This window comes from Loktanella sp. DJP18 (assembly GCF_049310965.1).
GTDB lineage: Bacteria > Pseudomonadota > Alphaproteobacteria > Rhodobacterales > Rhodobacteraceae > Loktanella.
The window spans coordinates 1-18,552 of sequence record NZ_JBMERN010000036.1 but is presented as its reverse complement, the minus strand read 5'-3'; the positions used below and the strand labels follow the sequence as shown (position 1 = coordinate 18,552).

Here is an 18,552-nt window from a genome sequence, read left to right as displayed (position 1 = left end):
GGCACCGCCCTGCCAGCCGAGAGCGCAGGATGCCTCCGGCGGGAGTTTAGGGGCCAGATGAATGCGGAGGGACATCGCCTATTTCTTCTTGCCGAAGCCGGAGAGACCGGCGGGCAGTTTCATGCCGCCACCGCCGAGGCCGGGCAGACCGCCGCCCATGCCGCCTGCGGGCATCTTGCCCTGCAGGGCTTTCGCGGCCTCCTGCATGGCGGCGGGGTCGTTCATGTCGGGCATGCCGCCCTTGCCCATCATCTGTTTCATCGCGTTCTTGAGCATGCCGCCCTTGCCCATCTTCTTCATCATGTCGGCCATCTGACGGTGCTGTTTCACCAGCTTGTTCAACTCGCTGACTTCCAGACCCGCCCCCTTGGCGATCCGCTTCTTGCGGCTGGCGGCCAGCAGGTCGGGGTTGGCGCGTTCCGCCTTGGTCATGGAGTTGATCAGCGCGATCTGGCGGCGCAGGATGCTGTCGTCGATCCCGGCGGCGTCCATCTGCTTGGACATCTTGCCCATGCCGGGGATCATCCCCATCATGCCTTCCATCCCGCCCATCTTGAGCATCTGGTCCAGCTGCATCTTGAGGTCGTTCATGTTGAAACGACCCTTCTGGAACCGCCTCATCATCTTTTCGGCCTGTTCGGCCTCAATCGTCGCCTGCGCCTTTTCCACGAGCGCCACGATGTCGCCCATGCCGAGGATGCGGCCCGCGATGCGGCCCGGCTCGAAGGTTTCGAGGGCGTCCATCTTCTCGCCCAGACCGACGAAGCGGATCGGCTTGCCGGTGATCGCGCGCATCGACAGGGCGGCACCGCCGCGCCCGTCGCCGTCCATCCGGGTCAGCACGACGCCCGTGACGCCGATCTTGTCGTCGAATTCCTGTGCGACATTGACCGCGTCCTGACCGGTTAGCCCATCGACGACCAGCAGCGTCTCGCGCGGGTTGGCGATGTCGCGGACGGCGGCGGCCTGCGCGATCAGTTCGGCGTCGATGTGCAACCGCCCGGCGGTGTCGAGCATGTAGACGTCGTAGCCGCCAAGCGATGCGGCGGTCTTGGCGCGTTTTGCGATCTGCACAGGGGTTTCGCCCTTGACGATCGGCAAGGTGTCGACGCCGATCTGCACGCCGAGGATCGCCAGCTGTTCCATCGCGGCCGGGCGGTTGGTGTCGAGGGACGCCATCAGGACGCGCTTGCCTTCGCGTTCCTTCAGCCGTTTCGCCAGCTTGGCGGTCGTGGTCGTCTTGCCCGAACCCTGCAAGCCGACCATCAGGATGGGGGCGGGCGGGTTGTCGATCTTCAGCGCGCCGGGGTCGGTGTCACCGGTCAGCACGCGTTCCAGTTCGTCATGGACGATCTTGACGACCTGCTGGCCGGGCGTGATCGACTTGGTGACGGACTGGCCGGTCGCCTTGGCCTGCACGGCGGCGACGAAATCGCGCGCGACGGGCAAGGACACGTCCGCCTCCAGCAAGGCGACGCGGACCTCGCGCAGGGCGGTTTTGACGTCGTCGTCGGACAGCGCACCCTGCTTGGTCAGCTTGTCGAAGACGCCTGACAGGCGGTCTGAGAGATTCTCGAACATCGGCGCGGGCCCCGTTTTCGTTACACCAGACCCTGATATAGGGCCGGACGTTCAATGCAGTAGCGCCCCCGTGGGCGCAACGCGCTGACGAGGGGCGATCCCCCGGCAAGCAGGGGACCGGAAGGCTATGCTTCCGGGTGTTGGCTGGCCTCTAGAGCGTCGGTGGTCGCGAGTCAAGTGCCGGGGCCTTTGTCGCATGGGCTGCGAGGAAGTCCGCGACCTCGGCCACGCTGGCGTCCGCCTCGGGCGTGCGGCCGACGCTCATGTGCCAGACGTGGGGCAAACCGGTCTGACAAGCCAGCGTGACATCGACGCCCTGACAGCGCAGACGGTCGGCCATGAGGCGTGCGTCGTCGAACAGCACTTCCGTCGTGTCGGCGTGGATCAGGACGGGCGGCGCGCCGGTGAAGTCGCCGAGGATCGGCGAGGCTTCGGGCTGTTCGGGGTCGGCCCCGTTCAGATAGGCCGCGACGCCGCGGGCACCCCATCTCGTGGACACCAGCGGATCGTGTCGGCGGTTCGCAGCCAGCGATTCGTTCAGCAGACGCAGGTCCGTCACGGGTGACAGGACGGCAACAGCGGCAGGCAACGGCAGCCCCTTGGCGATGATGCGGTGCAGCAGGGCCAGCGCAATGTTCCCTCCGGCGCTGTCGCCCGCCAACGACAAAGGACCGGTGTCCGGATCGGCAACGAGGGCACGCCACGCGGCCTCTGCATCGTCGAGGGCGGCGGGGAACGGATGTTCCGGCGCGCGGCGATAGTTCAGGAATACCGCGCGCATCCCGGCACGCTGGCCAAGCGCCGCGACAAGGTGGCGATAGCCGCGCAGGTTGCCGATCACGAAGGCCCCGCCGTGAATATAGAGCAGCGTGCCGTGGTCATGCCGCTGCCCCATGTTGCACAGCGTGCAGGTCCGCCCGCCAAGGCGCAGCGGCGTCAGGGTCAGTCCCTTGGGCGTGCGGACGCCGATGATCGCGTTCAAGGTGAACAGCCGCCGCATGATCGCGGGACTGCGCACCAGCGCCAATAGCGGCTTCTGGACAAGCCGGGCGATCAGCGTTGCAAATCTCTGGCTGAAGGAATGCATGGTTGCATCTTTGTCTTGCGGTGCGGCGGGTCAAGGGGCGTGCGACGGCGGCCGATCATAATAGACGTTGCATCTTCAAACGAAATTGCCGAAATCTGGCAGCGAATGTTCCTTTTCGCACAGGGTCGCAATGGACAGCTGGGACGAAATCCGTACTGCATTTCAGGTGGCGCGCGCCGGCACCGTCAGCGGGGCGGCGGACGCGCTGGGCGTCCACCATGCGACCGTGATTCGCCATATCGACGCGCTCGAGGGACGGCTGGGCGTCAAGCTTTTTCAGCGTCATGCGCGCGGCTACACCCCGACAGAGGCGGGTGTCGATCTGCTGCGGGTGGCACAGGCCACGGACGAACAGTTCACGCAGCTTGCGGGTCGAATCAAGGGGTTGGGCGACGGCGTGCGGGGGGATCTCGTCATCACCTCGCTTGCGTCGCTTGGGCCGGTTCTGATGCCGATCCTTGTCGGATTCCAACAGGAATATCCCGAGATCAGGCTGCAACTGCTGACCGGAGACCGCGTATTCCGTCTGGAATACGGAGAGGCGCATGTCGCGATCCGGGCCGGTGCGCAACCCTCAGAGCCCGACAACGTCGTGCAGCCGCTGGTGACGCAAAGCATGGCGCTGGTCGCGTCCGACAGCTACGTCGCACGATATGGCATGCCGAAGGACGAGGACGATCTGGTCAACCACATTTTCGTCTCGCATGTCGAGGAACCGCACCGCGCGCCGTTCTTTCGCTGGCTGCATGAAAAGGTCGGCCCGTCGCGCATGGTACTGCGGGCGATCGACATGCGCGTGATGACGGATGCGATCCTTGGCGGCGCAGGCATCGGATTCGTGTCTGAACTGGAACTGCCCTTGTATCCGAACCTGACGCGGGTGATGCCGCCGCCTCCGGAATGGGCCGGGAAACTGTGGCTGGTCACGCACGTCGATTTGCACCGCAGCGTGAAGGTGCAGACCTTTCTTAGCTACCTCAAGACCCGCACGGCTGAGTGGTCGCGCTGATGCGGCCAGCGACGGCAGGGCATCTGGCGATGTTTACCTTCTCGGCGCTGGTGGCAGGATCGTTTGCGTTGGGATCGCGGGCGGCCAACGACATCGACCCGCTGGTGATGACGGCGGCCCGCTTTTGGGTGGCCTCGGGCGTCTTGGCGATTCTGGCGACCGCGCTGGGCGGCTGGGACCGTCGGGTGCTGGCTGCCCCCTGGCGGTATATCGTGCTGGCGGCGTTGATGGCCGGCTATTTCGTCGCGATGTTCGAAGGGCTGAAGACCGCGCCCCCTGTCAGCACCTCTGCCGTGTTCACCCTGACGCCGATCATGGCGGCCGGGTTCGGCTGGCTGCTGATGCGGCAACGGCTGACGGGCCGCATGATGCTGGCGCTGGTGATCGGCGGTATCGGCGCGCTGTGGGTCATCTTTCGGGCGGACCTGTCGGCGCTGTTGGGCTTCGATGTGGCGCGCGGGGAGTTCATCTTCTTCTGGGGCTGCATGGCGCACGCTCTTTACACCCCTTTGGTCGCCCGGCTGAAACGGGCCGACGGGACGCTTGCCTTTGCCTGCCTGACGCTGCTGGGCGGGGCCGTTCTGGTCAGCCTGTATGGCGTACGCGAAATCGCGGCGACGGACTGGGGGCAGTTGCCACGCATCGTCTGGATCACGCTCGTTTATGTCGCACTTTTCGCTTCTGCCGCAAGCTTTGTGCTGTTGCAATTCGCGGCGACACGCCTACCCAGCGCCAAAGTCATGGCCTACACCTATCTGACACCGACGTGGGTAATCGCCTGGCAGCTCGCATTGGGGGCTACGGCACCGGGGCCGCTGATCCTGGTGGGTATCGGCCTGACAATCGTCGCCCTGTTCCTGCTGCTGCGCGACGAAGAGGCCCGGCCGGTCGGCGTACCAGCCTGACCGGCCGGTCTTTGCCTAAAACTGGCGCAATTTTCGACTGATCCAGCGTTGATTCATGCAACTGCTGGCCTGCCGTGTGTGTTGAGGCGTCACATGAAGACAGGAGGATCTAAAGTGGAACACGACCAGAATCTGATCGATTCAAGCCGCGTGAATGGCACCAGCGTCTATGGCACCGACCGCGAACAGATCGGTCACATCGATCACCTGATGATCGACAAGCAGTCCGGCAACGTCGCCTATGCGGTGATGAACTTCGGCGGCTTTCTAGGCATGGGCGAGGACCATCAACCTCTGCCGTGGAAATCGCTGCGCTATGACACCGGCCTTGGCGGCTATGTCACCGATCTGACGAAGGATCGCCTGACGGGCGCGCCGGCGCGGACCAACGAATGGGACCGCGACCGCGCCTATGAGACGCAGTTGCACGACTATTACGGGTTGGCCCCCTATTGGCTGTAGGCTGACCGCGCGGTCGGATCAGCCGATCCGGCCGCGCACACCGCCTGTCTGGCCACGATCCAGCAGGATGTGATCGAGCAGGACGCAAGCCATCATCGCCTCGCCCACCGGGACGGCGCGGATGCCGACGCAGGGGTCATGGCGGCCCTTCGTCACGACCGCTATCGGCTGACCCTGCATCGTGATCGACTGGCGCGGCGACAGGATAGACGATGTCGGTTTGACCGCAAAGCGAACGACGACGTCCTGACCGGTGCTGATACCGCCCAAAATGCCTCCCGAATGGTTGCTGGAATATACGGGCTGCCCATCGCTCCCCATGAAGATTTCGTCGGCATTATCGCGCCCCGTCAGCGCGGCGGCGGCCATACCCTCACCGATCTCCACCCCTTTGACGGCATTAATGCTCATCATCGCGGCAGCCAGATCGGTGTCGAGCTTGGCATAGACCGGCGCACCGATCCCGGCGGGCACACCGCGCGCCACGACCTCGATCAAGGCCCCGACCGAGTTGTGGTCGTCCTTTCGCAGCCACGTCAGGTAATCTTCCCACTCTGCCGCAGCCACCGCATCGGGGCACCAGAAGTCGTTCCGCGCGATCTGGTCCCAGTCGAACCGGTCGCGGACGATCTTCTTTTCGCCCATCTGGACCATGTAGCCGGTGATCTTTACCTGAGGCACCAAGGCAGCAAGCGCCTCACGCGCCACCCCACCGGCCGCAACGCGCGACGCCGTTTCCCGCGCCGATGACCGCCCGCCACCGCGCGGATCGCGCAGCCCGTATTTCTGGTGATACGTGATGTCCGCATGGCCGGGGCGGAATGTATTCAGGATATCGCCGTAATCCTTCGACCTCTGGTCCGTGTTGCGGATCATCAACTGGATTGGCGTGCCGGTCGTGCGGCCTTCGTAGACACCGGAGAGAATCTCGACCGCATCGGGTTCGTTGCGCTGGGTGGTATTGCGGTTCTGGCCAGGGCGCCTCTTGTCCAGCCATTGCTGGATCATCGCAGGTTCCAGCGGGACACCCGGCGGGCAGCCGTCGACGGTCGCGCCGAGGGCTGGGCCGTGGCTTTCACCCCAGGTCGTGAAACGGAACAGATGACCGAACGAATTGACCGACATGGGTGTGCCTCACAGTTGTTCCTGCGGGCTTAAACCATGGGCGGGTCGGATTCAATTCGGGCGATCGGGGTATCGACAGTGGCGCGATGGCCTTGATACCATGAGGATTATCGAAATAGATTCAGGTTTTCATCGCCAGATTGCACATTCTGTGCAAAAATCGCCTCATCCTTTGTAAACATAACGATCCGGGAGACGTCGCATGGCGGATGCAACCACCACTTCCCCACCCCCCCCCGTGACGGCAAGATGTCACTTACGATGAAGATCATGCTGGCGATGGGACTTGGCATCCTGGTCGGCGTCGTCTTCAACACCGTGAATATGCCATTCATCAACGATTACGTCGTCGCGGGCTTCTTTGGCATGATCGGGACGATGTTCGTCAACGCGCTCAAGATGCTGGTCGTCCCGCTGGTGTTCTTCTCGCTCATCGGCGGGGTCGCCGGGATCGGCGACGTGCGCGTGCTGGGTCGCGTGGGCACGAAATCCTTTGGCCTTTATATCTTCACGACCGCCCTCGCGATCACTGTGGCCCTGGTGCTGGCGACGCTTGTTGGCCCCGGCAAGGGGTTCGACATGACGGGTATCGACGCCACCGGGATCACCGGGGCCGAGGCACCAAGCGTCTGGGGCGTCTTCGCCGCCATCGTGCCGACTAACCCGATTGCAGCCTTCGCCAGCGGAGAGATGTTGCAGGTCATCTTCTACACCGTGGTCCTTGGCATCGCCGTGCTGATGCTTGGCGATCGGTCGAAGCCGTTCATCGAGGCCTGCGACTACATGAACGAGGTGATGATGAAGATCGTCGATCTCGTCATGCGTGCCGCGCCCTATGGCGTGTTCGCCCTGATTGCCAAGACCTTCGCGGAACAGGGGCTTGGCCTGTTCATCCCGGTCATCGCCTATGTGCTGACGCTGGTGGGAGCCTTGATGATCCACCTGTTCCTGACCTTGCCGGGAATGTTGCGACTGCTGACCGGCCTGAACCCGGTGACCTTCATGAAGAAGGTGCGGCCGGCGCAGATCTTTGCCTTCTCGACCGCGTCGTCAAACGCGACGATCCCCGTCACCTATCAATGCGCGACGGAACGGGTTGGCGTCGATGAAAGCGTCGCATCGTTCTGCATTCCGTTCGGTGCCACGATCAACATGGACGGCACCGCGATCATGCAGGGCGTGGCGACGGTCTTTCTGGCCAACGTCTATGGCATCGACCTGGGCCTGATGGGCTATCTGACGGTGATCGGCATGTCGGTGCTGGCCTCGATCGGAACGGCGGGCGTGCCGGGGGTGGGTCTTGTCATGCTGACGATGGTGCTGACCCAGGTTGGCCTGCCGATCGAAGGCATCGCGATCATTCTGGGCGTCGACCGTCTGATGGACATGATCCGCACCGCGGTGAACATCACCGGCGACGCGATCGTGACGACCATCGTGGCCAAGGGTGAAGGCAAGATCGACCTTGCCACCTTCAACAATCCCAACGCCGGAACCACCGGCGAGGGCGAGGCGCATCTGCCGGATCATGCCATCGCCTGAACGGGCCGGGATCGACGGAAGGGACCGCAAGTAATTGCGGCCCTTTTCTTTTGCGCCCTGCCGCGCTAGCTGTTGGCTACCTCGGGGGGCCTTCACTGGCTGAGATGCGCAAGCGGACCCGTTGAACCTGAACCGGTTAGGACCGGCGGAGGGAAGGTCCGGCAATCACGCTGTCCTCCATTCCGCCCGTCGTTTTGGAGGATGACCATGAAGACCCAATCCCTGAGTCTCGGCCTTGCAAGCGTCGGTGCGATGATCTGTGCCACGACGGCCATCGCCCAGACGCCCACGCTGAACGTCCTGACCTATGACAGCTTCACCAGCGAATGGGGCCCCGGCCCCGCAATCGAAACAGCGTTCGAGGCGGAATGTGCCTGCGATCTGGTGTTTACCGGTGCTGGCGACGGTGCCGCCCTGCTGGCGCGTCTGCAACTGGAAGGAACCCGCACGGACGCGGATATCGTGCTGGGGCTGGATACGAACCTGACCGCGGCCGCCCGCGAAACCGGGCTGTTTGCGCCGCATGGCGTCGATGCCGACCTGACGCTGCCCGTCGCATGGGACGACGATACATTTCTGCCGTTCGACTGGGGATACCTTGCATTTGTCGCGAACAAGGACACGGTGCCCGTCACGTCCTTTGCAGACCTTGCCGCAAGCGATCTGTCCGTCGTGATCGAAGACCCCCGATCCTCGACCCCCGGTCTTGGCCTGCTGATGTGGGTTCATGCGGTCCACGGCGACGATGCCGGGCAGATATGGACGGACCTTGCCGACAACATTGTCACCGTCACGCCGGGCTGGACCGAGGCCTACAACCTGTTTCTGGAAGGCGAGGCGGACGCCGTGCTGTCCTACACGACTTCGCCGGCCTACCACCTGATTGCGGAAGACGACGACACCAAGACGTCGTGGGCGTTCGACGCGGGCAATTACCTGCAGGTCGAGGTCGCGGCGAAGGTTGCGAACACCGACCAGTCCGACCTTGCGGACCAGTTCATGGCCTTCATCGCAACACCCGCGTTCCAAGGTGTGATCCCGGAGACGAACTGGATGTATCCGGCGACCGATGCGCCGCTGCCCGAGGGCTTCGACACCCTGACCGTTCCGGCCAAGGGTTTGCTGCTGTCGTCAGAAGACGCCGCTACCCTGCGTGATGGACTGGTCGAGACGTGGCGCACCGCACTCTCGCAGTGATCCAACGCCTGCCCGCAGGGCTGTCGGCGGCGCTGGTTCTTGCGCTGACGCTTGGCACGCTGGCTGCTGTCGCTTTACGCGCCGACGTGGGGGGCGGGCTGACATCGGGCGACTGGGCGGCGATCCGGTTCACCCTGTGGCAGGCCGCCGCGTCCGCCGGTGTCAGCGTGCTTCTGGCGATCCCGGTTGCCCGCGCCCTGGCGCGCCGACGCTTTCCCGGCCGCGGCGCGCTGCTGATCCTGCTGGGTGCGCCATTCATTCTGCCGGTGATCGTCGCGGTACTGGGTTTGCTTGCGGTCTTTGGTCGCGGCGGGCTGATGAACGCAGGTCTGGTGAACCTGGGCGTGAAGCCGCTGTCGATCTACGGTGCGGGGGGAGTCGTGCTCGCACACGTCTTCTTCAACCTGCCGCTGGCGGTCCGACTGATCCTGCAAGGCTGGCTGTCGATCCCCGCTGAACGCTTTCGCCTCGCCGCGCAACTGAATGCGCCGATCTGGCGCGTGCTGGAACTGCCGATGCTGGCGCGTCACGCCCCAGCCGCGCTGCTGGTGATCTTTCTGATCTGTCTGACCAGCTTCGCCGTTGTATTGACGCTGGGCGGCGGGCCGCGGGCGACGACGGTGGAGCTTGCGATCTGGCAGGCGATCCGGTTCGACTTCGATCTGGGGCGCGCAGCGCTGCTGGCCTGCGTGCAGTTCGCACTCTGCGCCGTCGCTGCCGTCGTGGCCTGGCGCGTCACTCCGGTCTTGGGGTTCGGCCAGGGGTTGGACCGGACGGTGGCTCGCTGGGATCAAAGCCCTTGGGACTGGGCATGGCTGACTGCGGTGACCCTGTTCCTTGTCTTGCCCCTGTGCCTGATCGTCTGGCGCGGTGTGCCAGCGTTGCCAGGCCTCGGAGCCGAGATCTATTTTGCCGCGCTGCGGTCGATTGCGGTCGCGCTGGCGGCGACAGCCCTTTGCCTATGCGGTGCCTTGGCGCTCGCGCTGCACGGCGGTCTGTTCGTCACCGTGATCGGCGTCCTGCCCTTGGCGGCCAGCGCGCTGGTCATGGGCACGGGGCTGTTCCTGATCGTCTTTCCCTTCGTGTCGCCAGCGGCGGTGGCGTTGCCGGTGACCATCGCGGTGAATGCGATCATGGCTTTGCCCTTTGCGTTGCGGCTGTTGGCTCCGGCGGTCGCGGACATCAAGGCGGACTACGGCAGGCTGGCAGCAATACTCGGCCTCGGGCCGCTTGCGACGCTGCGCATCGTAACCCTGCCGCGCCTGAAGCGACCCCTTCGGTTCGCCGCCGGACTGACGATGGCCCTGTCGATCGGAGACCTTGGCGTAGTCGCCCTGTTTGCGACCCCAGCGCAGGAAACCTTGCCGCTGGCGATGTATCGATTGATGGGGGCCTACCGGATGGAAGCGGCGGCTGGTGCGGCATTATTGCTGCTTACGCTGGCCTTGGGAGCATTCTGGGTCTGCGACAGAGGAGGCGACCGGGATGCTGACGCTTGACGACGTGACCCTTGTGCGGGGCGATTTCCGTCTGCGCGCGTCGCTGGACCTGCCGCCCGGCCTGACGGCTGTGATCGGGCCGTCGGGTGGCGGTAAATCGACGCTGCTGTCGGCCATTGCCGGGTTCGAGGAGCCGGTGAAGGGTCGCATCCTGTGGGACGGGCGCGACCTGCGTGGCCTGGTCCCCGGCGACCGGCCCGTGACGATGCTGTTTCAGGACCACAACCTGTTTCCTCACCTGACCGTGGCGCAGAATGTCGGCCTGGCGCTGGCACCCCGGCTGCGGCTGACAGTCCGGCAGCAGGCCGTTGTCGAGGATGTCCTGACATCGGTCGGGCTGGAGGGCCTGGGCGACCGCAAGCCCGCGGCGCTGTCGGGTGGTCAGGTCGGGCGGGCCGCACTGGCGCGGACGCTTTTGGCGGACCGTCCTGTTGTCCTGCTGGACGAAGCCTTTGCCGCCCTCGGGCCTGCGCTGCGTCACGAGATGTTGGGACTTGTCCGCGACCGGCTTGCGTCGCAGGGACGCACGGTCGTTGTTGTGACCCATGATCCTCAGGATGCACGGACCTTTGCGGACGGCATCGTCTTCGTCGATGACGGCGTGGCGCATCCGACGCAGGCGACGGACATTTTCTTCGCGACCCCGTCACAGGCTGCCCGCGCTTATCTTGGTTGATCCACCAACGCAAAAGGCCCGCCTGACGGCGGGCCTCTCAACATGGTCTGTCCGGGACGACCTAGTGCTTGTTCTTGTGCGGTGCCCAGATGCGCTTGTTGGTGAGATACAGCAGCACCGACAGGATCGACAGGAAGATCACCCCGGTCAGGCCGGCCTGCTTGCGTGCGACCAACTTGGGTTCTGCGGTCCACATCAGAAAGGCCGCGACATCCACCGACTGGGATTCGAGCGTGCTTTCATGACCGTCATCAAAAACCACGTCGTCGCCGTATAGCGGCTGCGGCATGGCAATCCAGCTGCCCGGCACGGTGTGGTGGCCGTGTTCGTCCTTGCAGGCATCCGGGAAACCGCCGTTGGCGAAGGCGACATTATAGTAGCCTTCCATCGGGGTTTCCATTTCCAGCGCACACTCCGGCTCTTCCTCGTAGCCGGTCATGAGGGACGCAATGTACTCGGCCCCCCCCATGCCGTTCACGAACTGGCTGATGCCGGTCCCGTAGGGCCCGTGAAAGCCGGCACGGGATTTGGCCATCAGTGACAGATCGGGCGCATTGGCCAGCGAGGATGCGGGATAGTAATCCGCCGGAGTCGCCACGCGGTAGTCGCCTGCGCCGTCAGCCAGAGCCTCGTCGAACACCTCGAAGTTTTCGGCATAGGCGCGCATCTGGTCTTCGGGAATGGCCGGGCCCGTCTCGTCCGACAGGGTGCGGAACGCCACAAGTTCCAGACCATGACAGGCGGCACAGATCTCGGTGTAGATCTTCAGTCCGCGCTGCAATTGCATCGTGTCATAGCTGCCGAATGGCCCTTCGAAGGGAAAGGCATAATCGGTGACATGGGCTTCCGCCGCTGCATGGACCGCCCCCGATGTCAGGGACAGCGCTGCCGCCGCAGTCAGTGTGAGTTTGCGAAACATGGTCACGTGGTCCTTTCTCACTCGGCCGGGTTCACGATGGTCTTGGTGCCACCGGTCGGCGCGTAGTGCGCGTTGAAGTCGTCTTCGATGGTCGCAGGCTGCGCCAGCGGCTTTTCCATCACGCCCAGCAGCGGCAGGATGATCAGGAAGTAGGCGAACCAGTAGGTTGCCGCGATCAGCGAAATCCAGTCGTAGGGGAATTCCGCAGGCTGCGCACCGGCCCACATCAGAACGATGAAGTCGACCACCAGAAGGGCGAACCACCACTTGAACGTGGGGCGGAAACGACCCGACCGGACCGACGAGGTATCGAGCCAGGGGGCGAGCGCCATGACGGCGATGGCACCGAACATCGCCAGCACGCCGAAGAACTTGGCATCGACGATCCCGAAGGTCACCCAGTTCACGATCTGCACGACCCAGACGTCCGCCGTGAAGGCGCGCAGGATCGCGTAGAACGGCAGGAAATACCATTCAGGCACGATATGCGACGGCGTCGCCAGCGGGTTGGCCGGGATGTAGTTGTCCGGGTGGCCCAGGTAGTTCGGCATGAACCCGACAATTGCCATGAACACGGCCAGGATCACGGCCAGCGCGAACAGGTCCTTGATCACGAAGTAGGGCCAGAAGGGCAGGGTGTCCTTTTCGGCATCGGCCTTGGAGGTGCGACGCACTTCGACGCCCGTGGGGTTGTTGTTGCCGGTCGTGTGGAACGCCCAGACGTGCACGATTGTCAGGCCCAGCAGGATGAAGGGCATCAGGTAATGCAGCGAAAAGAAGCGGTTCAGCGCAGGCTGGCCCACGGCGGACGCTCCGAGCAGCCAGGTCTGGATCGATTCGCCGATGAAGGGGATCGCGCCGAAGAGGCCGGTGATGACTGCCGTACCGTGGAACGACATCTGGCCCCAGGGCAGAACGTAGCCCATGAAGGCGGTGCCCATCATCAGCAGATACATCAGCATCCCGATGATCCACGTCACCTCGCGCGGGGCCTTGTACGACCCGTAATAGAGGCTGCGGAAGATGTGCAGGTAGACGGCGACGAAGAACAGCGATGCGCCGTTGGAATGGAAGTAGCGGATCATGTGCCCGCCGTTCACGTCACGCATGATGTGTTCGACCGAGGCAAAGGCCAGGTCGACATGCGGCGTGTAATGCATCACCAGCACGACGCCGGTCGCGATCTGAAGGACCAGCGTGAAGACCAGGACGATGCCCCAGATCCACATCCAGTTCAGGTTCTTCGGCGTCGGGATGAACAGCGCGTCATAGACGAGGCCAACAATGGGAAGCCGATTGTAAAGCCACTTTTCACCGCCGGACTTCGGTTCGTAGTGGTCGTGGGGAATACCAGCCATGGGTCTCTCTCCTTAACCGAGTTGAATGGTGGTGGCGTCGACGAAGGACGCGACGGGCACAGGCAGGTTGCGTGGTGCCGGCCCTTTGCGGATGCGGCCAGAGGTGTCGTAGTGCGACCCGTGGCAGGGGCAGAACCAGCCGCCGAAATCACCCTGTTCACCCAGCGGCACGCAGCCGAGGTGCGTGCAGACACCCATCTGGACCAGCCAGGCGCCCTCCGGCGCGTCCGAACCTTCGGGTGCAGGCAATGCGCGGTTGTCGTCTGTGGCGATTGCCTGCCCGGGGATGTTGGCATTCTCGGCGCTTTGATCGGGCAACTCGCTCAGCTCGACGGACCGCGCGGCCTCGATTTCCTGCGGCGTCCGGTAGCGGATGAACACGGGCTTGCCTTGCCATAGGACCGTCAGCTGCGTGCCTTCGGCAACGCCACTGATGTCGACGCGGATCGAGGCCAGCGCCTGCACGTCGGCAGAGGGGTTCATCTGGTTGACCAGCGGCCACACGGCGGCCCCACCGACAACGACGGCGGCCCCGGCGGTCGCATAGTAAAGGAAATCGCGGCGTGTGCCCTGATGTTCGTCTGCATGTGACAAAGGGATGTCTCCGGTTATGTCGGGCAGCCGCGTGACTGCCCTGCGAATACAGCGAGGGCGGCTGTTTCAGGCCACCCCGATCGGGCGTTGTTTAGCCCCCATGCCTGCGCCCGTCCAGCGGACATTCCGGCGCAGGGGGGGCGATTGCGGCACGAATGACGCAGTTTTTCGCAAACATCCGACCCGGTCCTGTGGCGCAGATCACGTGATTCTGTTTAAGATAAGTGCAACGCGGTCTTGAGACCGCACCGCACGGAAGCTATTTCGTGTCACATACTGGCCAACCTTGGGGTTCCGCATGATGATCCGCTATGTCGCAGTCGCCGCCACGCTGGTCGCCCCCATGCTGGTGGCCGTCGCGCCAACCGCTGCAAGCGCGGAAATCGAACTCAGCTTTTACGGAGGAGCGCAGAGCGCGCCCCATTCCGACGTCTTCGTGACCGGCGATCTGGCTTATCCCGCGAAGACACGGGTCAAGTGGGAAGGACGGTCATTCGATCCGCCTCCTTATTACGGCGTGCGCGCGACCTACTGGGCCAGCGAGAGGTTCGGCTACGGTCTCGATTTCACCCATACGAAGGTCTATTCCTCGGACGAATCCCGCGAAGGCACGCCGTTCACGACGCTGGAATTCACCGATGGTCTGAACACCCTGACGGCGAACGCCTATCGCCGGTTCGATCCGGTCGGCGGCGCGACGCCCTATGTCGGCGCCGGCATCGGTCTGGCCATCCCGCACGTCGAGGTGGCAAACGGCACCACCAGCACGCTGGGCTATCAGGTCACCGGACCGGCGGCGACCGTGCTGGCGGGCGTGAGCTATCCGGTCAGCGACCGTTTCGCCGTCTTCGGGGAATACAAGTTCACCTATTCGCAGAACGAGGCCGAACTGGATGGTGGCGGTACGCTCAAGACCGACATCATCACCAACGCCGTGAACGTCGGCGTCAGTTTTAACTTCTGACTGCGGTCAGGTCGGGGCGGTGGTGTCCTGCATCGCCGGGCGGGTCATGAAGGTCGCATGCCAGGCGGCAAGCGCATCATGTCCGCTACGCCAGCCTCGCGCATCGTGTCGCAAGTCAAGGTAGGACAGCGCACAGGCCACACCGATCTGCGCCATGTCGATTGGTCCGGTCAGGTGCGACATCCACCGCTGATCGATGGCACCGACGGCGCGGATGGCCTTGGCCCACTGCGCGTCCATCCAAACGTCCATCTGCTTGTCCTGCGGCCGTATGCGCACTTCGTAAGTGATGGCAAGGGCGGCTTCCATGATGCCGTCGGCGGTCGCTTCGAGGGTCAGCACCTCCCACAGGCGGGTGTCGGGATAGAAGTTGGCTCCGGCATGGTGGTTCAGAAAGCGGGTGATGACCCGGCTGTCGTAGATCGCAGGGCCGTGGTCCCGCAGCAGGGCGGGTATCTTGCCCAGCGGATTGGCGGCGGCGACGCCGTGGTCGGTCGCCGTGGGACTGGTGCTGACGGTCACCTCCGCGACCGTGTCCATCAGATCGGCCTCTCGCAGAAGAACCCGGCATTTGCGGGCAAAGGGAGAGGCGGGCGACATCAACAGTTTCATCGGCGCAATCCTTTGCCTGTAGTTTGTGGCAGCCAACCACAGGCCCGGGCATGAGGCAAGCGGTGGAGGGGGCCAGCCCCCCAGCCTGTGGCTGTCCCCCGGAGTTTATCTGGCCAGATGAATGCGGATCAGGCGCGCAGGACGGTGCCCGTCGTTGCCGTGATGGTGGCGGTGACGATCCGGCTCTCTGGCTGGTCGGCGTCGAAATGGACCTCGGCGAACTGTGCGGTGCGGCCCATGCGGGGCGATTCCATCAGCACGTGATGGGTCTGGCCGATCTGCGCCGCAAGGTGGGACTGCACGGCGAGGTCGCCGGCCGCCCGCAGCCGGGCGGCGCGTTCCTTGATCGCCGGGCCGCGCACCTGCGGCATGCGGGCCGCTGGGGTGTCGGGGCGTGGCGAGTAGGGAAAGACGTGCAGCCAGGTCAGGTTGCAGTCCTTCACGAGGGCGAGGGCGTTCGCGAAAGTCTCTTCGGTTTCGGTCGGAAAACCGGCGATGATGTCGGCACCGAACGTCATGTCCGGGCGCAGGCGGCGCGCGTCTTCGGTGAACCGGATCGCGTCCTCTCGGGAATGACGGCGCTTCATCCGCTTCAGGATCAGGTTGTCGCCGTGTTGCAGCGACAGGTGAAGGTGCGGCATCAGGCGCGGTTCGGTCGCGATGGACTGCATCAGGGCTTCGTCCACCTCGATACTGTCGATGGAGGAGATCCGCAGGCGCGGCAGGTCGGGGACCAGTTTCAGGATGCGCAGCACCAGATCGCCAAGGCGCGGAGTGGCGGGCAGGTCGGCACCCCAGGAGGTCAGGTCGACGCCGGTCAGCACGACCTCTTGGAATCCGCGATCCACGAGACGCCTGATCTGGTCCACGACCACACCCGCGGGGACTGACCGCGAATTGCCGCGACCGAAGGGGATGATGCAGAAGGTGCAACGGTGGTCGCAGCCGTTCTGGACCTGCACATAGGCGCGGGACCGCGTGCCGAAGCCGTCGATCAGGTGACCCGCGGTTTCGCGCACGGACATGATGTCATCGACTTGCACCGGTTCGGTCGAACCGGTGAAATCGGGAGCGAGGGCGGCCCAGGTTGCGGGCTGCATCTTTTCGGTATTGCCGATGACCATGTCCACTTCGGCCATGGCTGAAAAGGTCGCAGGTTCGGTCTGGGCGGCGCATCCTGTGACGATCAGCCTGGCGTCGGGGTGCGCGCGCCGCAGCTTGCGGATGTCCTGACGGGCCTTGCGGACGGCTTCGGCGGTCACGGCGCAGGTATTGACGACGATGGCGTTGGTCACGCCCGCCGCCTGCGCCAATTCGGTCATCGCCGCGACCTCATAGGCATTCAGGCGGCAACCGTGATTGGAAAAGACCGGCGCATCACCCATGCCAGACCCCGTCGAAGACATGAGCCGTGGGGCCGGTCAGCCAGACACCATCGTCGCGCCAGTCGACATGCAATGTGCCGCCGTCGAGGTCGATCCGCACCTGTCGCCCGGTCAGACCGCGCCGTGCCGCGGCGACGGCCACGGCGCAGGAGGAGGAACCCGAGGCCAGTGTGACGCCAACGCCGCGTTCCCAGACCCGCATCCGGAGTTGGTCGGGCCCCGTGACCTGCGCGAACTGCACGTTCGTGCGCTCGGGAAAAAGGGGATGGCGTTCCATTGTCGCACCGCGTGCGGCCAGATCGATGATCGCTACGTCATCCACGAAGAAGGTGCAGTGCGGATTGCCCATGCCGGTCGCGACGGGCGTGCCGTCGATCGGCAAGGACAGGGTGTCCATCGCCTCTGCCAGTGGAATCTGCCGCCAGTCCAGCAGGGGGTCGCCCATGTTGACAGCCGTCTGGCCACCACCCGCGTCGCGCGCGAACAGCGTGCCACGGTCGGTCGAGATCGTCAGTCGGTCGGTCGCGCGCGCGACCATTTCCCACGCGGCGATGCAGCGGGTCGCATTGCCGCAAGCCGCGGACTGGCTGCCGTCACTGTTCCAGAAGGTCAGGTGAAGGTCGGCGTTGCTGGCGGAGGTGTGGCTGATCTCGGCCAGTTGATCGTACCCGACGCCGCGATGCCGGTCGGCCATCGCCGTGGCCAGCGCGGGTGTCACGGACGACGAGACACGCGCATCGATCACGACGAAATCGTTGCCGAGGCCGTGCATTTTCATGAAGGGTATGGATGGGGAATGATCCTGCATGACGCGGCATATACGCGCCGCGCCGAACTTTATCCAGAGTGGGCGGCAATTCGGGGTTGACCCCACCCGCCCAGCCTTCTAAATCGCCCCTCGTGGCGTGGGCCGGTAGCTCAGTTGGTAGAGCAACTGACTTTTAATCAGTAGGTCTCGGGTTCGGATCCCGACCGGCTCACCACGGAATTCAATGGGTTAGCGGGAAACTGCTAACCCATTATTCGTTAATGGCAACCACCAAGCGACCACCCTGCGTAGCGAAGCGTAACACGACATAATAATTGATGAATTTTCGACACGTCGTATCAGCAAGATAAATTCATCTTAACGTACTGATTGTTATGAATAAGTTGACCTGGCCTTAAAAAGCTAGTAGAATGAAGCTGCGACATAGCACACACTAGCACAGCACTCACTAAATTTGCGTAGCTTGTCGTTGCGAGTCTCACGGCGAAGCCCTGACCGCAAAACATCCACCTCAATCCAATAGTAAGGAGCGTACCATGACAGGCAACGCATACTCAGGTCATGTCAAACTGACGGCTACCATGTCTCCGGTGCAGAAGAACCGAGCGCTAAACGACAACTTCAGGAGAACTGGGAACGGCGGGGTCGTCACGATCTCGATGGGCATTCACATGCTCGGTCGTTCCGAAGTCGAGAGCATCATGAAGCGGCTAGGCGGGCAGGAAGGCGAGAACAGTTGCGATGTCGATAGTGAGCACGAAACCGGCGAGATCACGGTAACAAATCGTCACATCTTTTGGGAAATAAACTACTATACCTCTCCTACTTCAAAACCCGAAAGTTCTCGTGGGTTATGACGCGGAAATTG

At 63.7% G+C, this 18,552-nt stretch carries 18 protein-coding genes, 1 tRNA gene and 1 riboswitch; of the genes, 10 read left to right on the top strand and 9 right to left on the bottom strand.

The genetic code is table 11. The features are described from left to right. Positions 1-78: 78 nt before the first annotated feature. The gene (gene ffh, locus ACOI1H_RS12140; protein WP_422437786.1) at positions 79-1,581 is read right to left on the bottom strand and encodes a signal recognition particle protein; all 1,503 of its coding nucleotides are present in this window, start codon (positions 1,579-1,581) and stop codon (positions 79-81) included. Between the two features lie 151 nt (positions 1,582-1,732). Then, positions 1,733-2,668: an alpha/beta hydrolase gene (locus ACOI1H_RS12135; protein WP_422437785.1), complete on the bottom strand. Its 936-nt coding sequence runs from the start codon at positions 2,666-2,668 to the stop codon at positions 1,733-1,735. A 130-nt stretch (positions 2,669-2,798) separates the two neighbouring features. Here ACOI1H_RS12135 and ACOI1H_RS12130 point away from each other — a divergent pair, with 130 nt between their 5' ends. The 3 genes from ACOI1H_RS12130 to ACOI1H_RS12120 all read left to right on the top strand — a co-directional run bounded on the left by ACOI1H_RS12130 (position 2,799) and on the right by ACOI1H_RS12120 (position 5,044). Beyond that, a complete protein-coding gene (locus tag ACOI1H_RS12130; RefSeq protein ID WP_422437783.1) occupies positions 2,799-3,677 on the top strand; it encodes a LysR family transcriptional regulator in 879 nt (292 codons plus the stop codon). Then, positions 3,677-4,582 (top strand): DMT family transporter, encoded by a 906-nt coding sequence (locus ACOI1H_RS12125; RefSeq protein WP_422437781.1) that lies wholly within the window; start codon positions 3,677-3,679, stop codon positions 4,580-4,582. Before ACOI1H_RS12130 ends, ACOI1H_RS12125 begins: the two co-directional genes overlap by 1 nt. 114 nt (positions 4,583-4,696) lie before the next feature. Continuing rightward, on the top strand, positions 4,697-5,044 hold the full coding sequence (locus tag ACOI1H_RS12120; protein WP_422437780.1) for a PRC-barrel domain-containing protein: 348 nt from the start codon (positions 4,697-4,699) through the stop codon (positions 5,042-5,044). An 18-nt stretch (positions 5,045-5,062) separates the two neighbouring features. Here ACOI1H_RS12120 and aroC read toward each other — a convergent pair whose 3' ends face one another. After that, a complete protein-coding gene (gene aroC / locus ACOI1H_RS12115) occupies positions 5,063-6,169 on the bottom strand; it encodes a chorismate synthase (protein ID WP_422437778.1) in 1,107 nt (368 codons plus the stop codon). Between the two features lie 249 nt (positions 6,170-6,418). Between aroC and ACOI1H_RS12110 the strand changes: the two genes are divergently transcribed. From ACOI1H_RS12110 to ACOI1H_RS12095, 4 genes are all read left to right on the top strand, one after another. Next, positions 6,419-7,711 (top strand): dicarboxylate/amino acid:cation symporter, encoded by a 1,293-nt coding sequence (locus ACOI1H_RS12110; protein WP_422437776.1) that lies wholly within the window; start codon positions 6,419-6,421, stop codon positions 7,709-7,711. A gap of 72 nt (positions 7,712-7,783) precedes the next feature. Further along, positions 7,784-7,882, top strand: a riboswitch (TPP riboswitch). A 36-nt stretch (positions 7,883-7,918) separates the two neighbouring features. Continuing rightward, the gene (gene thiB, locus ACOI1H_RS12105) at positions 7,919-8,908 is read left to right on the top strand and encodes a thiamine ABC transporter substrate binding subunit (protein ID WP_422437775.1); all 990 of its coding nucleotides are present in this window, start codon (positions 7,919-7,921) and stop codon (positions 8,906-8,908) included. Further along, positions 8,884-10,407 (top strand): thiamine/thiamine pyrophosphate ABC transporter permease ThiP, encoded by a 1,524-nt coding sequence (locus tag ACOI1H_RS12100; RefSeq protein ID WP_422437774.1) that lies wholly within the window; start codon positions 8,884-8,886, stop codon positions 10,405-10,407. Before thiB ends, ACOI1H_RS12100 begins: the two co-directional genes overlap by 25 nt. Beyond that, positions 10,394-11,083, top strand: coding sequence for an ATP-binding cassette domain-containing protein (locus ACOI1H_RS12095; protein ID WP_422437772.1), 690 nt, complete (start codon positions 10,394-10,396; stop codon positions 11,081-11,083). The genes ACOI1H_RS12100 and ACOI1H_RS12095 overlap by 14 nt, the downstream gene beginning before the upstream one ends. 61 nt (positions 11,084-11,144) lie before the next feature. On the opposite strand, the gene ACOI1H_RS12090 is transcribed toward ACOI1H_RS12095, so the two are convergent. The 3 genes from ACOI1H_RS12090 to petA are packed head-to-tail and all read right to left on the bottom strand — an operon-like array spanning position 11,145 to position 13,954. Then, positions 11,145-12,002, bottom strand: a complete 858-nt coding sequence (locus ACOI1H_RS12090) for a cytochrome c1 (RefSeq protein WP_422437770.1) — start codon at positions 12,000-12,002, stop codon at positions 11,145-11,147. Between the two features lie 17 nt (positions 12,003-12,019). Further along, on the bottom strand, positions 12,020-13,360 hold the full coding sequence (locus ACOI1H_RS12085; protein WP_422437768.1) for a cytochrome b: 1,341 nt from the start codon (positions 13,358-13,360) through the stop codon (positions 12,020-12,022). Between the two features lie 12 nt (positions 13,361-13,372). Then, the gene (petA, locus tag ACOI1H_RS12080; RefSeq protein WP_422437767.1) at positions 13,373-13,954 is read right to left on the bottom strand and encodes a ubiquinol-cytochrome c reductase iron-sulfur subunit; all 582 of its coding nucleotides are present in this window, start codon (positions 13,952-13,954) and stop codon (positions 13,373-13,375) included. A gap of 298 nt (positions 13,955-14,252) precedes the next feature. On the opposite strand from petA, the gene ACOI1H_RS12075 reads away from it, so the two are divergent. Beyond that, a complete protein-coding gene (locus ACOI1H_RS12075) occupies positions 14,253-14,918 on the top strand; it encodes an outer membrane protein (protein WP_422437765.1) in 666 nt (221 codons plus the stop codon). Between the two features lie 6 nt (positions 14,919-14,924). Here the strand turns inward: ACOI1H_RS12075 and ACOI1H_RS12070 are convergent, their stop codons facing one another. From ACOI1H_RS12070 to dapF, 3 genes are all read right to left on the bottom strand, one after another. Continuing rightward, the gene (locus ACOI1H_RS12070) at positions 14,925-15,530 is read right to left on the bottom strand and encodes a glutathione S-transferase (RefSeq protein ID WP_422437763.1); all 606 of its coding nucleotides are present in this window, start codon (positions 15,528-15,530) and stop codon (positions 14,925-14,927) included. A gap of 128 nt (positions 15,531-15,658) precedes the next feature. Further along, a complete protein-coding gene (gene mtaB, locus ACOI1H_RS12065) occupies positions 15,659-16,915 on the bottom strand; it encodes a tRNA (N(6)-L-threonylcarbamoyladenosine(37)-C(2))-methylthiotransferase MtaB (protein WP_422437762.1) in 1,257 nt (418 codons plus the stop codon). Continuing rightward, the gene (dapF, locus tag ACOI1H_RS12060; protein WP_422437761.1) at positions 16,908-17,723 is read right to left on the bottom strand and encodes a diaminopimelate epimerase; all 816 of its coding nucleotides are present in this window, start codon (positions 17,721-17,723) and stop codon (positions 16,908-16,910) included. The genes mtaB and dapF overlap by 8 nt, the downstream gene beginning before the upstream one ends. Before the next feature lie 99 nt (positions 17,724-17,822). On the opposite strand from dapF, the gene ACOI1H_RS12055 reads away from it, so the two are divergent. Beyond that, positions 17,823-17,898 (top strand) — tRNA-Lys (locus ACOI1H_RS12055). Positions 17,899-18,220: 322 nt separating this feature from the next. Continuing rightward, positions 18,221-18,541, top strand: coding sequence for a hypothetical protein (locus tag ACOI1H_RS12050; RefSeq protein ID WP_422437759.1), 321 nt, complete (start codon positions 18,221-18,223; stop codon positions 18,539-18,541). The last annotated feature ends 11 nt before the right edge of the window (positions 18,542-18,552 follow it).